Annotated in this window: 19 protein-coding genes; 15 read left to right on the forward strand and 4 right to left on the reverse strand. The window is 52.0% G+C overall.

The features are described 5' to 3' along the window. Positions 1-642: DNA polymerase family A protein (locus BLO51_RS27410; RefSeq protein WP_483825086.1), on the forward strand; the 642-nt coding region annotated here is incomplete at its 5' end. Between the two features lie 9 nt (positions 643-651). Here BLO51_RS27410 and BLO51_RS27415 read toward each other — a convergent pair. After that, positions 652-1,272: a hypothetical protein gene (locus BLO51_RS27415; protein ID WP_143007009.1), complete on the reverse strand. Its 621-nt coding sequence runs from the start codon at positions 1,270-1,272 to the stop codon at positions 652-654. Positions 1,273-1,330: 58 nt separating this feature from the next. Between BLO51_RS27415 and BLO51_RS27420 the strand changes: the two genes are divergently transcribed. Next, positions 1,331-3,046: a DNA cytosine methyltransferase gene (locus BLO51_RS27420; RefSeq protein WP_090677126.1), complete on the forward strand. Its 1,716-nt coding sequence runs from the start codon at positions 1,331-1,333 to the stop codon at positions 3,044-3,046. Here BLO51_RS27420 and BLO51_RS27425 read toward each other — a convergent pair whose 3' ends face one another. Beyond that, positions 3,047-3,607, reverse strand: coding sequence for a HEPN domain-containing protein (locus BLO51_RS27425; protein WP_090677128.1), 561 nt, complete (start codon positions 3,605-3,607; stop codon positions 3,047-3,049). 117 nt (positions 3,608-3,724) lie between these two features. Here BLO51_RS27425 and BLO51_RS27430 point away from each other — a divergent pair, with 117 nt between their 5' ends. Continuing rightward, positions 3,725-4,759 carry a DNA-methyltransferase gene (locus BLO51_RS27430; RefSeq protein ID WP_090677167.1) on the forward strand — a complete coding sequence of 345 codons (1,035 nt, stop codon included), beginning with the start codon at positions 3,725-3,727 and terminating at the stop codon, positions 4,757-4,759. A gap of 6 nt (positions 4,760-4,765) precedes the next feature. Here the strand turns inward: BLO51_RS27430 and BLO51_RS27435 are convergent, their stop codons facing one another. After that, positions 4,766-4,960, reverse strand: a complete 195-nt coding sequence (locus BLO51_RS27435; protein ID WP_090677130.1) for a hypothetical protein — start codon at positions 4,958-4,960, stop codon at positions 4,766-4,768. 65 nt (positions 4,961-5,025) lie between these two features. Between BLO51_RS27435 and BLO51_RS27440 the strand changes: the two genes are divergently transcribed. The 6 genes from BLO51_RS27440 (at position 5,026) to BLO51_RS28920 (ending at position 10,908) form a co-directional block, all read left to right on the forward strand. Then, positions 5,026-7,371, forward strand: coding sequence for a virulence-associated E family protein (locus BLO51_RS27440; RefSeq protein WP_090677132.1), 2,346 nt, complete (start codon positions 5,026-5,028; stop codon positions 7,369-7,371). Between the two features lie 282 nt (positions 7,372-7,653). Continuing rightward, positions 7,654-8,154 carry a VRR-NUC domain-containing protein gene (locus BLO51_RS27445; protein ID WP_143007010.1) on the forward strand — a complete coding sequence of 167 codons (501 nt, stop codon included), beginning with the start codon at positions 7,654-7,656 and terminating at the stop codon, positions 8,152-8,154. Then, entirely contained in the window at positions 8,144-9,520 is a 1,377-nt protein-coding gene (locus tag BLO51_RS27450; protein WP_090677134.1) for a DEAD/DEAH box helicase, read from the forward strand. Before BLO51_RS27445 ends, BLO51_RS27450 begins: the two co-directional genes overlap by 11 nt. 4 nt (positions 9,521-9,524) lie before the next feature. After that, positions 9,525-9,686, forward strand: a complete 162-nt coding sequence (locus BLO51_RS29560) for a hypothetical protein (protein ID WP_167670358.1) — start codon at positions 9,525-9,527, stop codon at positions 9,684-9,686. A 6-nt stretch (positions 9,687-9,692) separates the two neighbouring features. Continuing rightward, entirely contained in the window at positions 9,693-10,310 is a 618-nt protein-coding gene (locus BLO51_RS27455) for an RNA polymerase subunit sigma-24 (protein WP_245719858.1), read from the forward strand. A 430-nt stretch (positions 10,311-10,740) separates the two neighbouring features. Further along, positions 10,741-10,908, forward strand: a complete 168-nt coding sequence (locus BLO51_RS28920) for a BC1881 family protein (protein ID WP_143007011.1) — start codon at positions 10,741-10,743, stop codon at positions 10,906-10,908. Here the strand turns inward: BLO51_RS28920 and BLO51_RS27460 are convergent. After that, the gene (locus BLO51_RS27460; protein ID WP_090677135.1) at positions 10,905-11,114 is read right to left on the reverse strand and encodes a KTSC domain-containing protein; all 210 of its coding nucleotides are present in this window, start codon (positions 11,112-11,114) and stop codon (positions 10,905-10,907) included. The two genes, BLO51_RS28920 and BLO51_RS27460, sit on opposite strands and share 4 nt — an antisense overlap. A gap of 149 nt (positions 11,115-11,263) precedes the next feature. Here BLO51_RS27460 and BLO51_RS27465 point away from each other — a divergent pair, with 149 nt between their 5' ends. The 6 genes from BLO51_RS27465 to BLO51_RS27490 all read left to right on the forward strand — a co-directional run. Further along, positions 11,264-11,716 carry a terminase small subunit gene (locus BLO51_RS27465; RefSeq protein ID WP_090677137.1) on the forward strand — a complete coding sequence of 151 codons (453 nt, stop codon included), beginning with the start codon at positions 11,264-11,266 and terminating at the stop codon, positions 11,714-11,716. Beyond that, entirely contained in the window at positions 11,713-12,999 is a 1,287-nt protein-coding gene (locus tag BLO51_RS27470; protein ID WP_090677138.1) for a PBSX family phage terminase large subunit, read from the forward strand. Before BLO51_RS27465 ends, BLO51_RS27470 begins: the two co-directional genes overlap by 4 nt. Positions 13,000-13,016: 17 nt before the next feature. Then, on the forward strand, positions 13,017-14,309 hold the full coding sequence (locus BLO51_RS27475; RefSeq protein ID WP_217266803.1) for a phage portal protein family protein: 1,293 nt from the start codon (positions 13,017-13,019) through the stop codon (positions 14,307-14,309). Further along, positions 14,302-15,087, forward strand: coding sequence for a minor capsid protein (locus tag BLO51_RS27480; RefSeq protein WP_167670359.1), 786 nt, complete (start codon positions 14,302-14,304; stop codon positions 15,085-15,087). The genes BLO51_RS27475 and BLO51_RS27480 overlap by 8 nt, the downstream gene beginning before the upstream one ends. A 14-nt stretch (positions 15,088-15,101) precedes the next feature. Then, a complete protein-coding gene (locus BLO51_RS27485) occupies positions 15,102-15,314 on the forward strand; it encodes a hypothetical protein (RefSeq protein WP_143007012.1) in 213 nt (70 codons plus the stop codon). A gap of 15 nt (positions 15,315-15,329) precedes the next feature. Next, the coding region (locus BLO51_RS27490) for a hypothetical protein (protein WP_217266804.1) at positions 15,330-15,521 on the forward strand (192 nt) is incomplete at its 3' end.

The raw sequence follows: 15,521 nt of genomic DNA on the forward strand, positions 1-15,521 counted from the left end.
TACCGCGCGCCTGGGAAGGTTGCAGTACTGGCTTGCGGCTTTCAAGGCGGACCGAATGCCATGGAGAACATGGACAAGAAGAAGGAAATCCCACCCGAAGAATACCCAGTTCACGTGAAAAAGTGGCGTAGTGCCAACCCGAATATCGTCAAGCTCTGGTATGCTGCCGAGAAAGCGGCTGTAAAGGCCGTGCGGGAAAAAACGACTATCAAACTGGCACATGGGGTCCGTTACCGTTACGAGCCAGGTGTGCTGTTCGCTGATCTGCCGAGTGGCCGGAGCCTGGCCTACGTCAATCCGCGAATAAAGCCCGACCCGAAATTTGGCAAGGATGGTATCGTCTTTGACGGCATGGACCAGGTTAAGAAAAAATGGATGTCGCACCGGACGTACGGCGGCCGGCTGGTGGAGAACCTTGTGCAGGCGATTGCGCGGGACTGCTTGGCTGAGAGCCTGATGCGGCTGGATGCGGAAGGATACAAGACCGTTATGCATGTACATGACGAGGCAGTGCTGGACGTGCCAATCGGGACCAGCTCCGTGGAACATGTGACGGAGATCATGAGCCGGCCGATCGATTGGGCGCCGGGGCTGCCGTTGAAGGCAGCCGGCTTTGAGTGTGATTTCTATCAGAAGGATTGATGGCGTCTCTTAAATCCGTCTCCAGAGTTCAACAAAATGGGCAGCTTCGCCCTCTAGGATGATTAGATCGTCTTCGTTAAGATCTTGCTTGTCAAACCTCTTAGCCTTTTTGACATGGAAGACGGAAAATGTGACATCGTCTCCATCAACCTTCGAACGGGTTGAATTAGCCATCAAAGCTAATGCGGAATTGATAGTCCACCTGTCAAATCGGTCATCGTTTTCTTTTAAATATATCTTAACGAGGTGTTTCTTGCCATCAATGATTAGACCTAGTTCCGGTGTTGACCTTACCGCTAAGTCACCAAATGTCCAAAATGATTTTCCAGGATCAAACCATTCAACTTGGCGATTCTTAAAATACTTTTTGTATTGCTTGACCGCTTCTACGTAATGAGACTTCTTTCTGATGTGAGCAGACGCAGCAATACGATCGAGGTAATCATACGAATATCCATTTTCGTGCATTTCACGGACTCCATCCCGGTATGCCTTCCAAAAGTCTTTTGCCGGATGGTAGTCTTCTTGGTTCTTTACCTGTCGGACGTGGCTCAATTTAGCTTGGCCTTGTTTAATTGTAAAGTCAATGAACTGTGTAAATCCTATTTCAATCTTTTCCAGTTTATCCACCTCCTTTTTCAACACTATTCGACACAATTTTCCAAATTCCTTTATTCGAGGTGATCGAATGCCTTACGAACTTTTCATAGACAACTTTGCCGGCGGGGGAGGCGCATCGACCGGCATTGAGATCGCGATCGGGCGCAGCGTCGACGTGGCGATCAACCACGATCCGGCTGCCATCGCTATGCACGAGGCGAATCATCCGAACACAAAGCATTACTGCGAGTCGGTCTGGGACGTTTCTCCGCGGGAGGTAACCGGCGGCCGCCCGGTCGCCCTCTGCTGGTTCTCGCCGGACTGCACGCATCATAGCAAGGCCCGGGGAGGAAAGCCCCGGGAGAAGGGCATCCGCGGGCTCGCTTGGGTGGCTGTCCGCTGGGCGGCTACGGTTCGGCCCCGGGTTATCATGCTGGAGAACGTCGAGGAATTTCAGGATTGGGGGCCGTTGGGCAAGGATGGGAGACCGATCAAGTCGCAGAAGGGCCGAACGTTCCGCAGTTTTGTTAACGCCTTGAGGCGACAAGGCTACGAAGTCGAATGGCGAATCCTCCGCGCTTGTGACTACGGAGCGCCAACCATTCGCAAGCGGCTGTTTATGATCGCCCGTTGCGACGGAAAGCCGATTGTCTGGCCGGAGCCGACACATACGGCTGAGCGGGTAACAATTCGCGCGGGTAGTCCGCTGCCGTATCGTGTTGCCGCCGACTGCATTGACTGGTCAATCCCGGTGTCTTCAATCTTTGAGCGAAAAAAGCCGCTCGCGCCAAACACACTTCGGCGGATCGCCCGGGGGATCGACAAGTTCATTATCAAGGTGGCCGAGGCTGGAAAAGTGCCTTTTATGGCACCGTTTATTACTCGAATCGGGCAAACGGGATACGGCGGGGATCGGCTGCAGTATGAGCTGGATAAGCCTTTGACCACGATTACAACGAAGAACGAGCACCTGCTGGTTTTGCCACATATCACAAAGTTCCGAGGCGGTGCAACAGGACATGCGATTGACGAACCCCTACACACGATAACGTCCGGCGCGGGTTCGGTTCGGCCGGCGGGTGCGGCACACGCAATGGGCATTGTCACAGCTTCGATGATCAAGCACTACGGCGGCGGCTATAATGGCGGGGGTAACTCGGTGGAGGAGCCACTATCGACCATCACGACGACCGACCATAACGCTCTGCTTTGCGCCAATCTGATTCAGATGGGTTACGGCGAGCGAAAGGGGCAGGAGCCGCGAGTACTAGATATTGGAGGCCCACTTGGGACCGTGACGGCCGGTGGTAATAAGTTCGGACTGGTATCGTCTCATCTTATCAAGTTTCGCGGGGATAATATCGGCAGCCACATGGCCGATCCAGTCCCGAAGATTACCGCCGGCGGCATGCATATCGGCGCCGTCTACGCCTTCATGGTCGCATATTACGGCAGCAGCGTCGGGCAGGCAGCGGACGATCCGCTCGGCACGGTAACGACTCACGACAGGTTCGGCCTCGTCCTGGTGCATATTCAGGGTGTCCCGTATGTGATCGTTGACATCGGCATGCGTATGCTGACCCCGCGGGAACTGTACCGGGCGCAGGGTTTCCCGGATTCGTACATTATTGATCCGATCTACAACGGGAAGCCGTTCACACAGGCGGAGCAAGTGGCGAAGTGTGGGAATTCCGTATCGCCGGTCATTCCGGCGGCGCTGGTCCGGGCGAATTTACCGGAGCACTGTGTGCCGGAGATGACAGATCGATATTCGAAGGCGGATTGGGAGGCAATGCTGGCGTAATCAAACAATGGTTTTAGAAGCCGTGCTGTTGACCCATTGAGGCGGATTTTCATTTGCAACTGTGTATAGCTCTTTTATGTAATTCTTTACAATTACCGAAGCATCTTTGGAGGCCATAAAAATATTATCCGAGTACACAGCATCATGTGCACTGAATGAGTAGTGAATGATCTTGTTCCTTAACTTTGTTAAGTTATCATACTTGGCGTCCAGTGACTTCCATTTTAATTTATTCAATTTTCTAAGGTAGTTATATTTTCTGGAAATACTCGCTAAATCAGTGGGGATATTCTTGGTCTTAAAATTGGGGTCAGTGAGAAATTTAAGAATCCTCTTATCGTCGGGAGATAATCTGGACTGTTTCTTTAAAGAACCAACAATTAGCTTTGCAATCTCCGCTTCAGCAGCAGCACAAAAGCTAATTATTGCTGCACGGCAATAACGCCAGTGGTTAAATTTACTCTCTTGATTCTCTAGTTTCTCAGCTTGTTCAACATAGAACAGTCCGTCGTTAAACATTTCATTTCCCATATTAGTTATTGTTATCCTTCCCATTACCATATTGTGCCTCCTTAAATAAAAGGTATTTCACCATGTATTTTACTATTTTTTCACTGGGAGTGAAAGAAGAGATTGGAAGGTGATGACGTGATTCTTCAAGGGGATAATTTACTCGTGATGCCGACGATTCCGGCAAAACACTTTAATACTTGCGTGACAAGCCCGCCATATTGGGGACAACGCGATTATGGTATTCCGCCATCTGAGTGGCCAGAAATCACATATACACCTATGTCTGGGCTTCCGTCGATTACTGTACCGGCATGGACGGGATGTCTCGGGCTGGAGCCAACACCTGAAATGTTCGTCGCTCACACAGTTCATGTTTTCCAGGAAGTGCGGCGCGTGCTGCGGGACGATGGAACGCTTTGGCTGAATTACGGCGATAGTTACATTGGCAGTAATAAAGGTAGATGGGCTGATGGCACAGGTGTTATCGGCGATAAGCCCATGCAAAGTAAGGCAAGGAAAAGTGGAAGCTTGCTCTATCAAAATTTTAGAGTTAACCATCTAAAACGTAAGGACTTGGCGGGAATTCCTTGGCGAGTTGCTTTTGCTCTGCAAGCAGATGGTTGGTATTTGCGAATGGATAATATCTGGAATAAATCGAATTGTATGCCTGAAAGTGTGGCGGACAGACCGACAAAAGCTCACGAATATATTTTTCTGTTAAGCAAGAGCGCGTCCTATTATTACGATAAAGATGCTGTCAAAGAACAGGCTGTTGGTTTTAATAATTTGCCTGTTGCTGGTTCGCAGGGTTCGTTCGGACCTATGCAAGCACGAAGGCGAAAAGGTAATGCAAAGTCGTTTCGAGGGGGCAGAGTGTATACCGGCGGCCAAAGCTTTAATAACAGCAGCTCTGCCATTCGTGATAGCCATGGAAATAGCCCTAACGAAACGGGGCTTCGTAATAGACGATCTGTATGGACGGTAGCCACGGCACAGTGCCCAGAAGCCCACTTCGCAACATTCCCTGAAAAATTGATCGAACCTTGCATACTGGCAGGAGCACCAGTAGGAGGTCACGTGCTCGATCCGTTTGGCGGGCTTGGAACAACTCGAAAAGCTGCATTAAAGCTCGGGAGGGAATGCACTCTCATTGAAATGTCACCGCTCTATGTAGAATTGGCCAAAAAGCGGACTCAATAGCTTATTTCATCGAATCCGAAATTCGCAATTTACTTTTAAATAATTTGCCTTATTGATAGTAACCGAGTGTTCTGTTTGGACTTCAATGGGGCCGCCATAATCAAGAATACGGCCGTTCTGCCAAACGGTAACATTACTTTTATTGAATATGGCAGCGGCAATTTGTTCGGGAGTGGTAAGAAGGAAACCAGATTTAAACATGGTTAGAATCACCTCGCATTAATATTACCAAAATGGAAGCTTTTCGAGAATAAGGAAGTGAAAACATGCAAGAACTCGATATTAGCTTCGGCAAGCACCGGGCCGACACAAACTGGAAACCTGAATATCTGACCTGGGGCGAATTCGTAGACCGGTTGCGAAAGGTCCGGCGGACGGCTGAGACGATGGCGCAATATGACGCCATGCACAACATTGGTCGGGGCAAGGTCAAGGACGGGGCCGCTTTCGTTGGCGGGCTTGTCCGGGGCGGCCGCCGGAAGAAGGAGAACGTCGACACGCGCAGCCTGATCACCTTGGACGTGGACCGTGCAGACGATGGTTTCCTGTTTGCGGCCGAGCTGGTGTTGGGCGGCTGTGCCTATGTTGTGTACTCCACCCATAGCCATCGGCCGCAGAAGCCGAAATACCGTCTGATTGTGCCGGCTGATCGCGCCATGACGCCAGACGAATATGCCGCCGTCAGCCGGCAGCTGGCGGAGCAGATCGGCATGGGCTATTTCGACAAGACGACGTTCGAGGTTCATCGGCTCATGTATCTGCCGAGCTGCAGCAAAGATGCGGAGCCGGTGCTAGAGATTTACGAGGGTGATCCGCTGAGCGTCGACGGCTTGCTGGCAGAATACGACGACTGGCGGGATGTCATGCAGTGGCCCCGGCACCCGGACGCGAAGGCCGGGCCGCAGCTCGGCGGGAAGAAGGCGCAGGACCCGCGGGAGAAGCACGGCACGATCGGCCTGTTCTGCCGGGCGTTTACGATCGAGGAAGGCATCGACACGTTCCTTTCCGACATCTACGTCCCCGGCTCCATGCCGAATCGCTACACGTACACCGCCGGGACCAGCGGGAACGGGCTGGAGGTCTATCCAGATCAGGACCTCGCGTATTCGCATCAGGATTCGGACCCGATCGCGGACGGCCGGACGTACAATCTGTTCGACCTCGTTCGGGTTCACAAGTTCGGACATCTCGATGAGCGCGTGAAGGAGCATACGCCGGATGCCAAGAAGCCCAGTCATGTGGCGATGGAGCACTTCGTTGTTGGATTGCCGGAGGTAAAGCGGCTCAAGATGTCGGAGATTCAGGAGACGTTTGGCGATATGGACCACTCGGCAGAGCCGGACGACGAAGAGCCCGAGAACGATAGCTGGGAGGAGCAACTTGAACTACATCACAAAACGAACTATCCTCTGCCAACAGCTCAAAATATCGAGCTGCTCCTCACACATGGCCCCTTTCAATGGGTGTTGGCCTACGATGAGTTCGGTAATTCAGAAGTCATTCGAAAGTCGTTACCTTGGCGGGAACGGGAACGCCCGACACGGGAATATGAGCCTTGGCTTGGCGCGGACGATGATCGGCGAGATCACTGGTTTGATAAAGTGCATAAAATCAAGTCAGCCTCTTCTATTAAGAAGGCCTTCACCGAAGTTACACGAAAAAACAAGTTTCACCCGATAAAGACGTTCATTGAATCAACAGCATGGGATGGTATACAGAGGGCTGAGCGGATTTTTATCGTCTATCTCGGCGCGGCCGACACACATTACACCCGACAGGTGACAAGGAAGATGCTGCTGACGGCTGTCGCCCGGCTGTATCGCCCAGGGTGCAAGTTTGACCAGATGCTTGTATTGGTAGGGCCGCAGGGAGCCGGCAAGAGCTCCTTGTTAGCGAAGTTGGGCCGGGATTGGTTCAGCGATTCGCTGCGAACATTCGAGAACAAGGAGGCCGGCGAGCACCTACAGGCGGGTTGGATCTTCGAGATCGGCGAGCTGTCGGCCATGAAGAAATCCGAAGTCGAGGAGGTCAAGGCTTTCTTATCCAAGACAGAGGACCGGTATCGGGTGGCCTATGATCGGCAGGTGTCGGAGTTTCCGCGGAAATGCGTCTTTTTCGGGACAACGAACACGCGGGATTTCTTACGAGATGCGACTGGGAACCGTCGCTTTTGGCCTGTCGAGGTGGTGCCGGAACGCGCTGAGTTAAGCCACTGGAAGCATTTAACTGACGATGTGGTTCGACAAATATGGGTGGAGGTTCTTACGTGGTTCAAGACTGGGGAATCCTTGGAACTTGACCACGAAGCCCGCTTGGAGGCGGAGCGGCAGCAAGCAGCACACATGGAGGCCGACCCGCGAGAGGGCTTGATCCAGGAATGGCTAGAGACACCTGTTCAGGACGAATTTGGTGACGAGGAATACATTCGGAAGCGTGTATGTGCTGCAATGATATGGATCGAATGCCTGGGAAACAAGAAAGGGGCTATGCGCCCATGGGAGGCAAAGGAGATTTGCGATATTTTGCGGCGCGTACCGGGGTGGGCGGAGCGAAATGGAAGGGCCCGCGTTCCTGAGTATGGCTTACAAACGGTATTTGAAAGACTTCGTTAGTGTATCAGTAACAGAGATCAGTTAATGGCAGATTGCTGATACAACTGATACGCATTTTATATCAGTTGTATCAGTGAAGTAACAGTAAAAAACGAAATGCTGATACCTGTAATGTCCAGCCCAGTAAGGGACAGGCTGACGTGTATCAGATGTATCAGTAAATTTCTTAAAACTAATAAATTATTAATTTAACCATAAACGGCTTATATAGCATCGTGGGTTAAACGCGTATTTCGGCAGTACGTGTGTGCGCGTGAACAACTGATCAAAGGTGGAGAGCACATGCAGGATTATAAAACATGGATTGCAAGTCGACTTGATGCGGTTGGCCCTTTAGGGGATATAGCAAGAATGGTTCATACTGATGCGAAGTTCCCGGAAACCTCGGACAAAGAGAAAATCCGTCAATGGTTAGAAGAGCGGGCCGCAAGCGAGCGGCTGATGATAGCGTTCATTGGTACGTGGAAGTTCTACCTCGCCGACGCAAGAAAGAAACCCAGGGAAGCTTCGTTGGAGAACACACTTGCCCATGAGGTGAAAAGATGCGGCGGTTTATGTTGGAAATTCGTATCCCCTGGTACGGTCGGGGTTCCTGATCGAATTGTAATAACCCCTGATGGACGTGTAGCTTTTGTAGAGATGAAAGCCCCTGGAGGGAAGCTTCAGCCTATCCAACGAAAACGAGCGCAAGAATTGCAGGAACGTAATGCCAATTGGTATTGCTTGAAATCCAATCAGGATATTGCCTTCTTCCTGGAGGAGATGTTTGGGGATGGAATTTAAGCCGCATCAGTATCAAGAATACGCCACAGCCCGCATACTGGACACACCGTACATCGCACTACTGCTGGAGATGGGTCTTGGTAAAACAGTCTCCACACTAACAGCGATTGACCGTTTGCTTAACGACTATTTCGATGCTGAGCGCGTGCTGGTAATCGCCCCGCTGCGAGTGGCCGACGATACCTGGGCCAGAGAAGTCGAGAAATGGGATCATCTCCGACACTTGCGGATTTCGAAGGTACTGGGAAGCGCCACAGTCCGTCGGAAAGCTCTAAAAGCCGATGCCGATATTTACGTGATTAATCGCGAGAATGTCGAATGGCTGGTAAGCGAATACGGCAGCAGGTGGCCGTTCGACACCGTCGTGATCGACGAGCTGAGTAGCTTCAAAAACTCCAATTCCAAGCGGTTCCGGGCCCTTCGGCGTGTACGTCCGATGATGAAACGCGTGATCGGGCTGACCGGTACGCCGGCGCCGAACAGCCTGATGGATTTATGGCCGCAAATCTACCTGTTGGACCAAGGCGAGCGCCTCGGGAAAACAATAACCGGTTTCCGCGATCGATATTTTACGCCCGGCGCCCGCAGCGGTCATGTCGTTTACGACTGGAAACAGAAAAAAGAGGCCGAGCAGCGAATTTACGAGGCCATAAGCGATATTGCTGTCAGCATGAAGGCCGAGGATTGGCTGGAGCTGCCGGAACGGATTGACCGCGTCGTGCTGGTCAAGTTGTCGCAGGAAGCCCAGAAGCTGTACAAAAAGCTGGAGAACGACTTACTGCTGCCATACGCTGACGCCGATGTCGTCGCCCAAACGGCCGCGGTCCTTTCGAACAAGCTTCGGCAAATGGCCTCCGGCGCCGTGTATGACGAGGATCGAGGGGTCAAGGATATCCACGAGGCCAAGCTGGACGCGTTGGAGGACATCATCGAGGCAGCGCAGGGGAAGCCGGTCATGGTGTTTTACGACTTTAAGCATTCCCTTTCCCGTATCCAGCAGCGGTTCCCGCAAGCCCGGACACTGCGAAAGGGGAAGGACGGAAACGAAGACATCCGGGCATGGAACCACGACGAAATTCCGCTGCTTCTGCTGCATCCGAAGTCAGCCGGCCACGGTCTCAACCTGCAGGAGTCGAGCTGCCAAACGATTGTCTGGTACGACCAGATATGGAGTCTGGAAGAGGACCAGCAGGCCAACGCCCGGGTACACCGACAGGGCCAGACCCGGCGAATTATCGTCATGCGGCTTGTGTCCGAGGGCACGATGGACGAGGAAACGGTCGACGCATTGGAGCGGAAGGCCACGGGGCAAAATGAGTTGATGGAAGCCGTGAAGGCGAGAATTCAAAAGGTGAAAGGGGCATGAGGTAATGACCAAACAACGACATGTCGGCCAGTCCTTTCGTGCGGTAGTAATGCCAATCAAAATCAAAAATGGTATCCCGACCGTGATTTCTCTCGGTGGGCAAGTCTATATTTTGCAAGGCAAAGATCAGTTCAAGGGTAAGCCTGACGCCCAAGCAGGAAGGTGATGAGCATTGGCAAAAGACTATGAGCAAGCAGTTATCAAACAGCTTCAAGAATACAGGCGCATTGTCGCAAGGATGAAGGTACTCGAAAAGTACCCGATCGGCGCCGGAATGTCACTGAACGTTGTAAACGAGGACGACAAGCTTCAGGAGCTGCACCGGCAGCTCCGCGGGCTGCCGTCGTACATGTACTTGACCAAGCGAGAGCAACAGCTGGAGTCGGTGGCCCACACATACCTGGCGCGATATCCGGCGGGGACAAGGGCACAGCTGGCGGCCGTCCCGCCCTCCGGCGCCGATGCTGAGGACGAAAAGCTGCTTCGCGAGCTGCGAGGGAAGATCGAGAAAGTGATCGAGGCGCGCGGAGGCCGCTTGGACGACTTTGAGGCCGCCGTCGAACGAATCAGTGAGTTGCAGGACCTTGAGCAGCAGAAACAATATATCGAACACACTTTAAAGGTGTTTGAGGAATACAAGCCGCAGTATGCAAAGCTTCTATGGCTTCAATACATCGAGGATAAACCGATCGAGGATGTCGTTACTGAGCTGAGAATTGTTCGAAGAACGTATGGCCGATGGAGGTCCAAAGCGCTTGAGGAGTACGGGAAACTGATAGGCATGTCTTAATCGTGTCTCAATAATGTCTTAAAAGAGTCCCAAAGATGTCGTATATTTTAGGTTTTAACCGTGCTAAGATGGTACTGTGAATAATTGTATACAGGTGCATTCGATCAAGTCGTCCATTCATTGGGCGACTTTTTTCGTTTGGGTGAACGTCCCGTAAAATGCCAGGGTGGGGGGCTGGGACGCTGAATTAAGTTGCCACGAAAAACGGAGAGAACAAGAGAAAACGAGAGATCGTGTTCTTGGAGTTTTAAGCTGTTTTTCGCAATGTTCCACGGAAGGCAAATCGTCCAAAACGGCTGGATTTGCCGGAATACGAGAAATTTGTCTTCAGACATGTTCACAAAATATCGGATTTTATACATATGTCCGGGAATAATTAATATCAGTTTGGGCAAGATGGGATAAAAATGATCAGGGAGTGGTGGCGATTATGCTTAATACTAATGCAGTAAGCACAAGCAAATTAACAGACGAGTTGTTAAAACGTCCAGGGATTCGAAGTGTTAAGGTGGAGCCATACGAAGAAATAAAAATAGTGACTGGCCACAATGAATTAGTGGTTCAAGGGCCAGCCATCGTCTTAGTAAATCAGGATTAAAGTTTCGCGTATCTGTATCGGTTCTTTATGAATGCTGCATGATATTCTCCATGTGACGCAGCAGACATTAAGGACCGATGGACAGACGCAGGCACGCCATAATAAGCGTATGTCCCACTCCCCTTAAAGCGAATATAGAGGGTGGAATTACTCGGCTCATAGGCGACTGCTGAAAGATTCGATGATACAACTGAGACCCAATTCATAGAAACACCTCCTTTTTCCACTTACATTCGACAGAAAATGAGGAAAACCTTTCCTGAATGTCGGATTTTAGTAACAAAAGGTAGGTCTTATGGGATAGCACCTGTAGCGGTGCTTTTTTATTTTAAACCTCGGAGGTGGGTGATTTGACTTGAAATCGGCAAAGCCAACGCAAAAGCAGAGGGTGTTCGTAGACCTGTATATCGAAACAGGAAACGCTACGCAGTCGTACATCGATGCCGGATATAGCGCGACGACCCGCAGCGTAGCCGACGGCAATGCGCGGAAACTCCTGCAAAAACCCGCGGTCAAGGAATATCTGGAAGAACGGATGGCGCAAAAAGACGGCGAGCGGATCGCCAAGCAAGACGAGATTCTTGAATTTCTTACCAAGGTCATGCGTGGACAGGTCGATGAGGAGTTTCCTCTTGGGGTAGGTATGGGGGAACAGTCTTTGGTCAAGAAAGAGCTGGACGGCAAGGACCGAATCAAGGCTGCGGAGCTTCTGGGCAAGCGGTACATGATGTGGACCGACCACAAGCAGGTCGACGTCAAAGGGGCTGTGCAAATCGTGGATGATATTCCGAAGAGGAACAGCACGTGACACAAGTTCCGCTGACGAACCTGATCGCGCCCAGCTTTTACGACATCCACCATGCCCTGAAAGAGGACCGATACACGCATTATTGGCTGAAAGGCGGTCGCGGTTCGACAAAATCGTCGTTCATCAGCATTGAGATCATTCTCGGTATGATGCGCGACCCAGATGCGAATGCCGTTGCGCTACGCAAGGTGAAGGAGAACCTGCGCGAGAGCGTCTACGAGCAGCTGCTTTGGGCGATCGATGTTCTTGGCGTATCCCATCTTTGGCATGACAGCGTGAGCCCGATGAGCTTGACCTACATGCCGACAGGTCAAAAAATCATCTTTCGCGGCGCCGACAAGCCCAAAAAGGTCAAATCGTCAAAGCTCCGGCGCGGATATATCAAGTATGTTTGGTACGAGGAGATTGACGAATTCGCGCCCGGCGACATCCGGACGATCAACCAAACGTTTCTTCGCGGAGGCCCGACTTTCACCGTCTTATACAGTTTTAACCCGCCGCAATCGCAGCGAAATTGGGTGAACGGGGAAGTCACGGAAAAACGGGCAGACCGGCTCGTCCACCATAGCACGTATGAGACTGTTCCTCGGGAATGGTTGGGCGAACAGTTTATCATCGAAGCCGAGCATCTCAAGAAAACGAAGCCGGCAGCATATGATCATGAATATCTAGGCGAAGTGACCGGCACTGGCGGCGAGGTCTTCACGAACCTGGCGTTCCGGGAAATCACCGATGAAGAGATCAAGATATTTGATCAAATTCGTCGTGGGGTTGACTTCGGATACGGAAAAGACCCATTCCACTACGGCGTCATGCATTTTGACAAGACCCGGCGACGATTGTTCATTTTTCATGAGCTGCAAAAGCTTCAGCTCAGCAATCGGAAAGCAGTGGAGCATATCAAAGCTGAAAACAAGTCAAACAGACAAGTGATTGCGGATTCAGCGGAACCGAAGAGCATCGCAGAGATGAAGGAATGTGGTATCCGGATCAAGGGTGCCAAAAAGGGTCCTGATAGCGTCGACTATGGAATCAAGTTCTTGCAAGACCTTGAGGAGATTATCATCGATGGCGAGCGGTGTCCAAACACCAAGCGCGAGTTTTACGGCTATGAGCTTGACCCGGATGGGAACGGCGGTTTCAAGGCGGGATACCCTGACCGCGATAATCATAGCATCGATACGGCCAGATACGCATTGGAAGATGACATGAAGAAACCGAAATCAACAAGCAAAAATCGCGTGGTCGGCGTCCCGGCCGCGGCGCAAATACCGAGTTGGTAGCGAGGGAGGAGAATCTTTTGGCAGCAGCTAGGCAAATGGTCGGGCAGATCGGCTCGCAGCTATTCACGACGTTCACTCTGTTCGACCGGGCTATTGCCAACCCGGACAACGCGAACCTGATGGAGTACGAACGGATGGTAGATACCGACGAAACCGTGGCGGCCGGCATCGAGTTCATGATTTTGTCGACGCTGCTCAAGCTGGACCGATACACCCACGACAGCCCCAAGATACAGGACTTTGTAAACGAAGCGCTGGAAGACATGGCCGGCTCACTGGTCGAGGCGTGTACGGATATCCTCTCGGGCATTTGGGCCGGTTACAGCGGCACGGAGATCGTCTGGAAGCCGTCCGGCAGCCGGATCACAATCGACTATCTCGCGACCTACCATCCGCGGACAGTGTTTTTCAACGTCGACCAGCAAACGGGTCGGCTTGATAGGGATTGCCCGATCAAACAGTACCGTTGGTTCTCCGGCAGCCCGGTCGATATCCCGAAGAACAAGGCAATCATATACACACATAATGTCCGCTTTGGTAATCCATACGGCGTGAGCCAGCTCAGGCGCATCCGCAAGAACTGGCTTCTGAAGGACCCGGTTCTCAAGATGTGGGTCAATGCTGTCGACAAGTTCGGTGCGCCGACCGTAGCTGCCATGGTGCCCGATGGAGAACTTGAAGATCCGCAAAATCCGGGCCATATGATATCGAACATTGAATACATGGCGAGGGTGCTTTCGAATCTTCAGAATGGTACGGGGATTGCTATGGCATCCGGGACCAAAGAAGAGAATACCGATATCAAGTTCCACTCCCCCGGCGCAGGTATGGGCGATGCGTTCCACATGATCATCACATATCTAAACAAAATGATATTTCGGGGCATGCTGGTTCCGTCGCTTGTGTTTGATGAGGGCCAGCAGTCCGGCTCCTATGCGCTCGGGAAGAGCCATTTCGGCATGTACCAGCTCATACTGGACCGAATATTCAAGAATCTGGCCGAAATCCTGCTGGAGCAGCTCGTGCGGCCGCTGGTCGAAATGAACTTCGGTCCTCAGAAAAAGTTAGGCGAGTTCCCGGAACGCGAAATGAACGATGAGGATATACAAATCCTATCAAGCGTTTTCTTGCAAATGACGAATGGCGGCTATCTGGACCCGACGGTCGAGGATGATTACAAACACGTCAGATCAAAGCTCGGCTTCCCTGAACGCAAGCTTGATGCGGAAGCGCAGCGCGAGAAGGTCCGCAACGAATACGCCAAGTACCTGAAAGAGGATGACGATCAGCAGGAGAAGACAGATGAATAAGACTGAGCGCTTTATCAAGAAGTTTCTGGATCGCTCGGAGGATAAACTGCTGTTCCGATACGACGCTTGGTTGAAAATGGTGTTCTCCGGCATCCCGATCGGCGCCAGCGAGGTAGAGATCCACCAGTACCATCTTCCGCAGCCGGCTATGTTGTCACAGATACTGCTTCAGCACGCAGCAAGCATGCTGGACGCGGGTCAGGAACATGCAGATGCGGAGAGCACGGCGCTGCTGAGAAAGCATGGTATGAAGCTCGCAGACCTGCCGATCCTCGATGTGAACCGGGAATTTACTCCGGAAGAGGCTTTGGAGGTGCTGCGCGGGCGCGAGCTGAGGCTTGCCGGCGAGGTAGAGGCTGATTTAGTGACGGCTATCAAACAGGTACTGTTGGAATATCTCGTCACCGGCGATATGAAGAGCACTCGGGGATCGGTGGCCAACCTTTTGGACCAGAACCAAAGGCGCGCCGTGTTGATCATCGCCACAGAGACGACTTACGCTTACAACCGCGGTCGGCTCATCTCGTACCGCGAGAACCGGGTCGATTATGTTCGCTTTTCGGCCATCTTGGACGGTCGGACATCGCAGATATGCCACTCACGGCATGGCCTTGTCATGGCGATGGACGATCCTTCGCTTGGGGCAAATACGCCGCCGCTGCACGGCCGTTGCCGTTCGGTATTGACGCCGATCTATAGCCGATACGAGCCGGATTTGATCACGAACACGGACTGGAGCAAGGTAGAACCCATATCGAAAGGGTGGAGAACAGGATGAAGGAGAAGATACTCATGCAACCATCTGTTGGACGAATTGTGCATTACCAAAGCCACGGGACTCCGGGCGGAGAGTACAAAAGCGAGCCGCGTGCGGCAATTATTACAGGCGTGGTCGATGAAACCACAGATCATCTTTGTGTACTGAACCCTACTGGCCAGTTTTTCAATTTGGATGTAAAGCATGGCGACGGACCGGGGCGGTGGAGCTGGCCGCCGCGCGTGTAGGAAAGGAGAAGGGACATGCCGCTCAAAATCCCAGTAGGCCGGATCGGTGAATGGAAACATCCGCAATACGGCCGAATCAAGATGTCGCAGCAGACGTTCGACGACATCAAAAGGAATTTCAAGGAAAAGACGATCGGCCGGGACCCGTTCATTCGCATCGGACATGCAAAATCCGACGACCCTAATTTCGGCAACGCAAAGGCCGAG

The organism is Paenibacillus tianmuensis, from assembly GCF_900100345.1.
GTDB lineage: Bacteria > Bacillota > Bacilli > Paenibacillales > NBRC-103111 > Paenibacillus_G > Paenibacillus_G tianmuensis.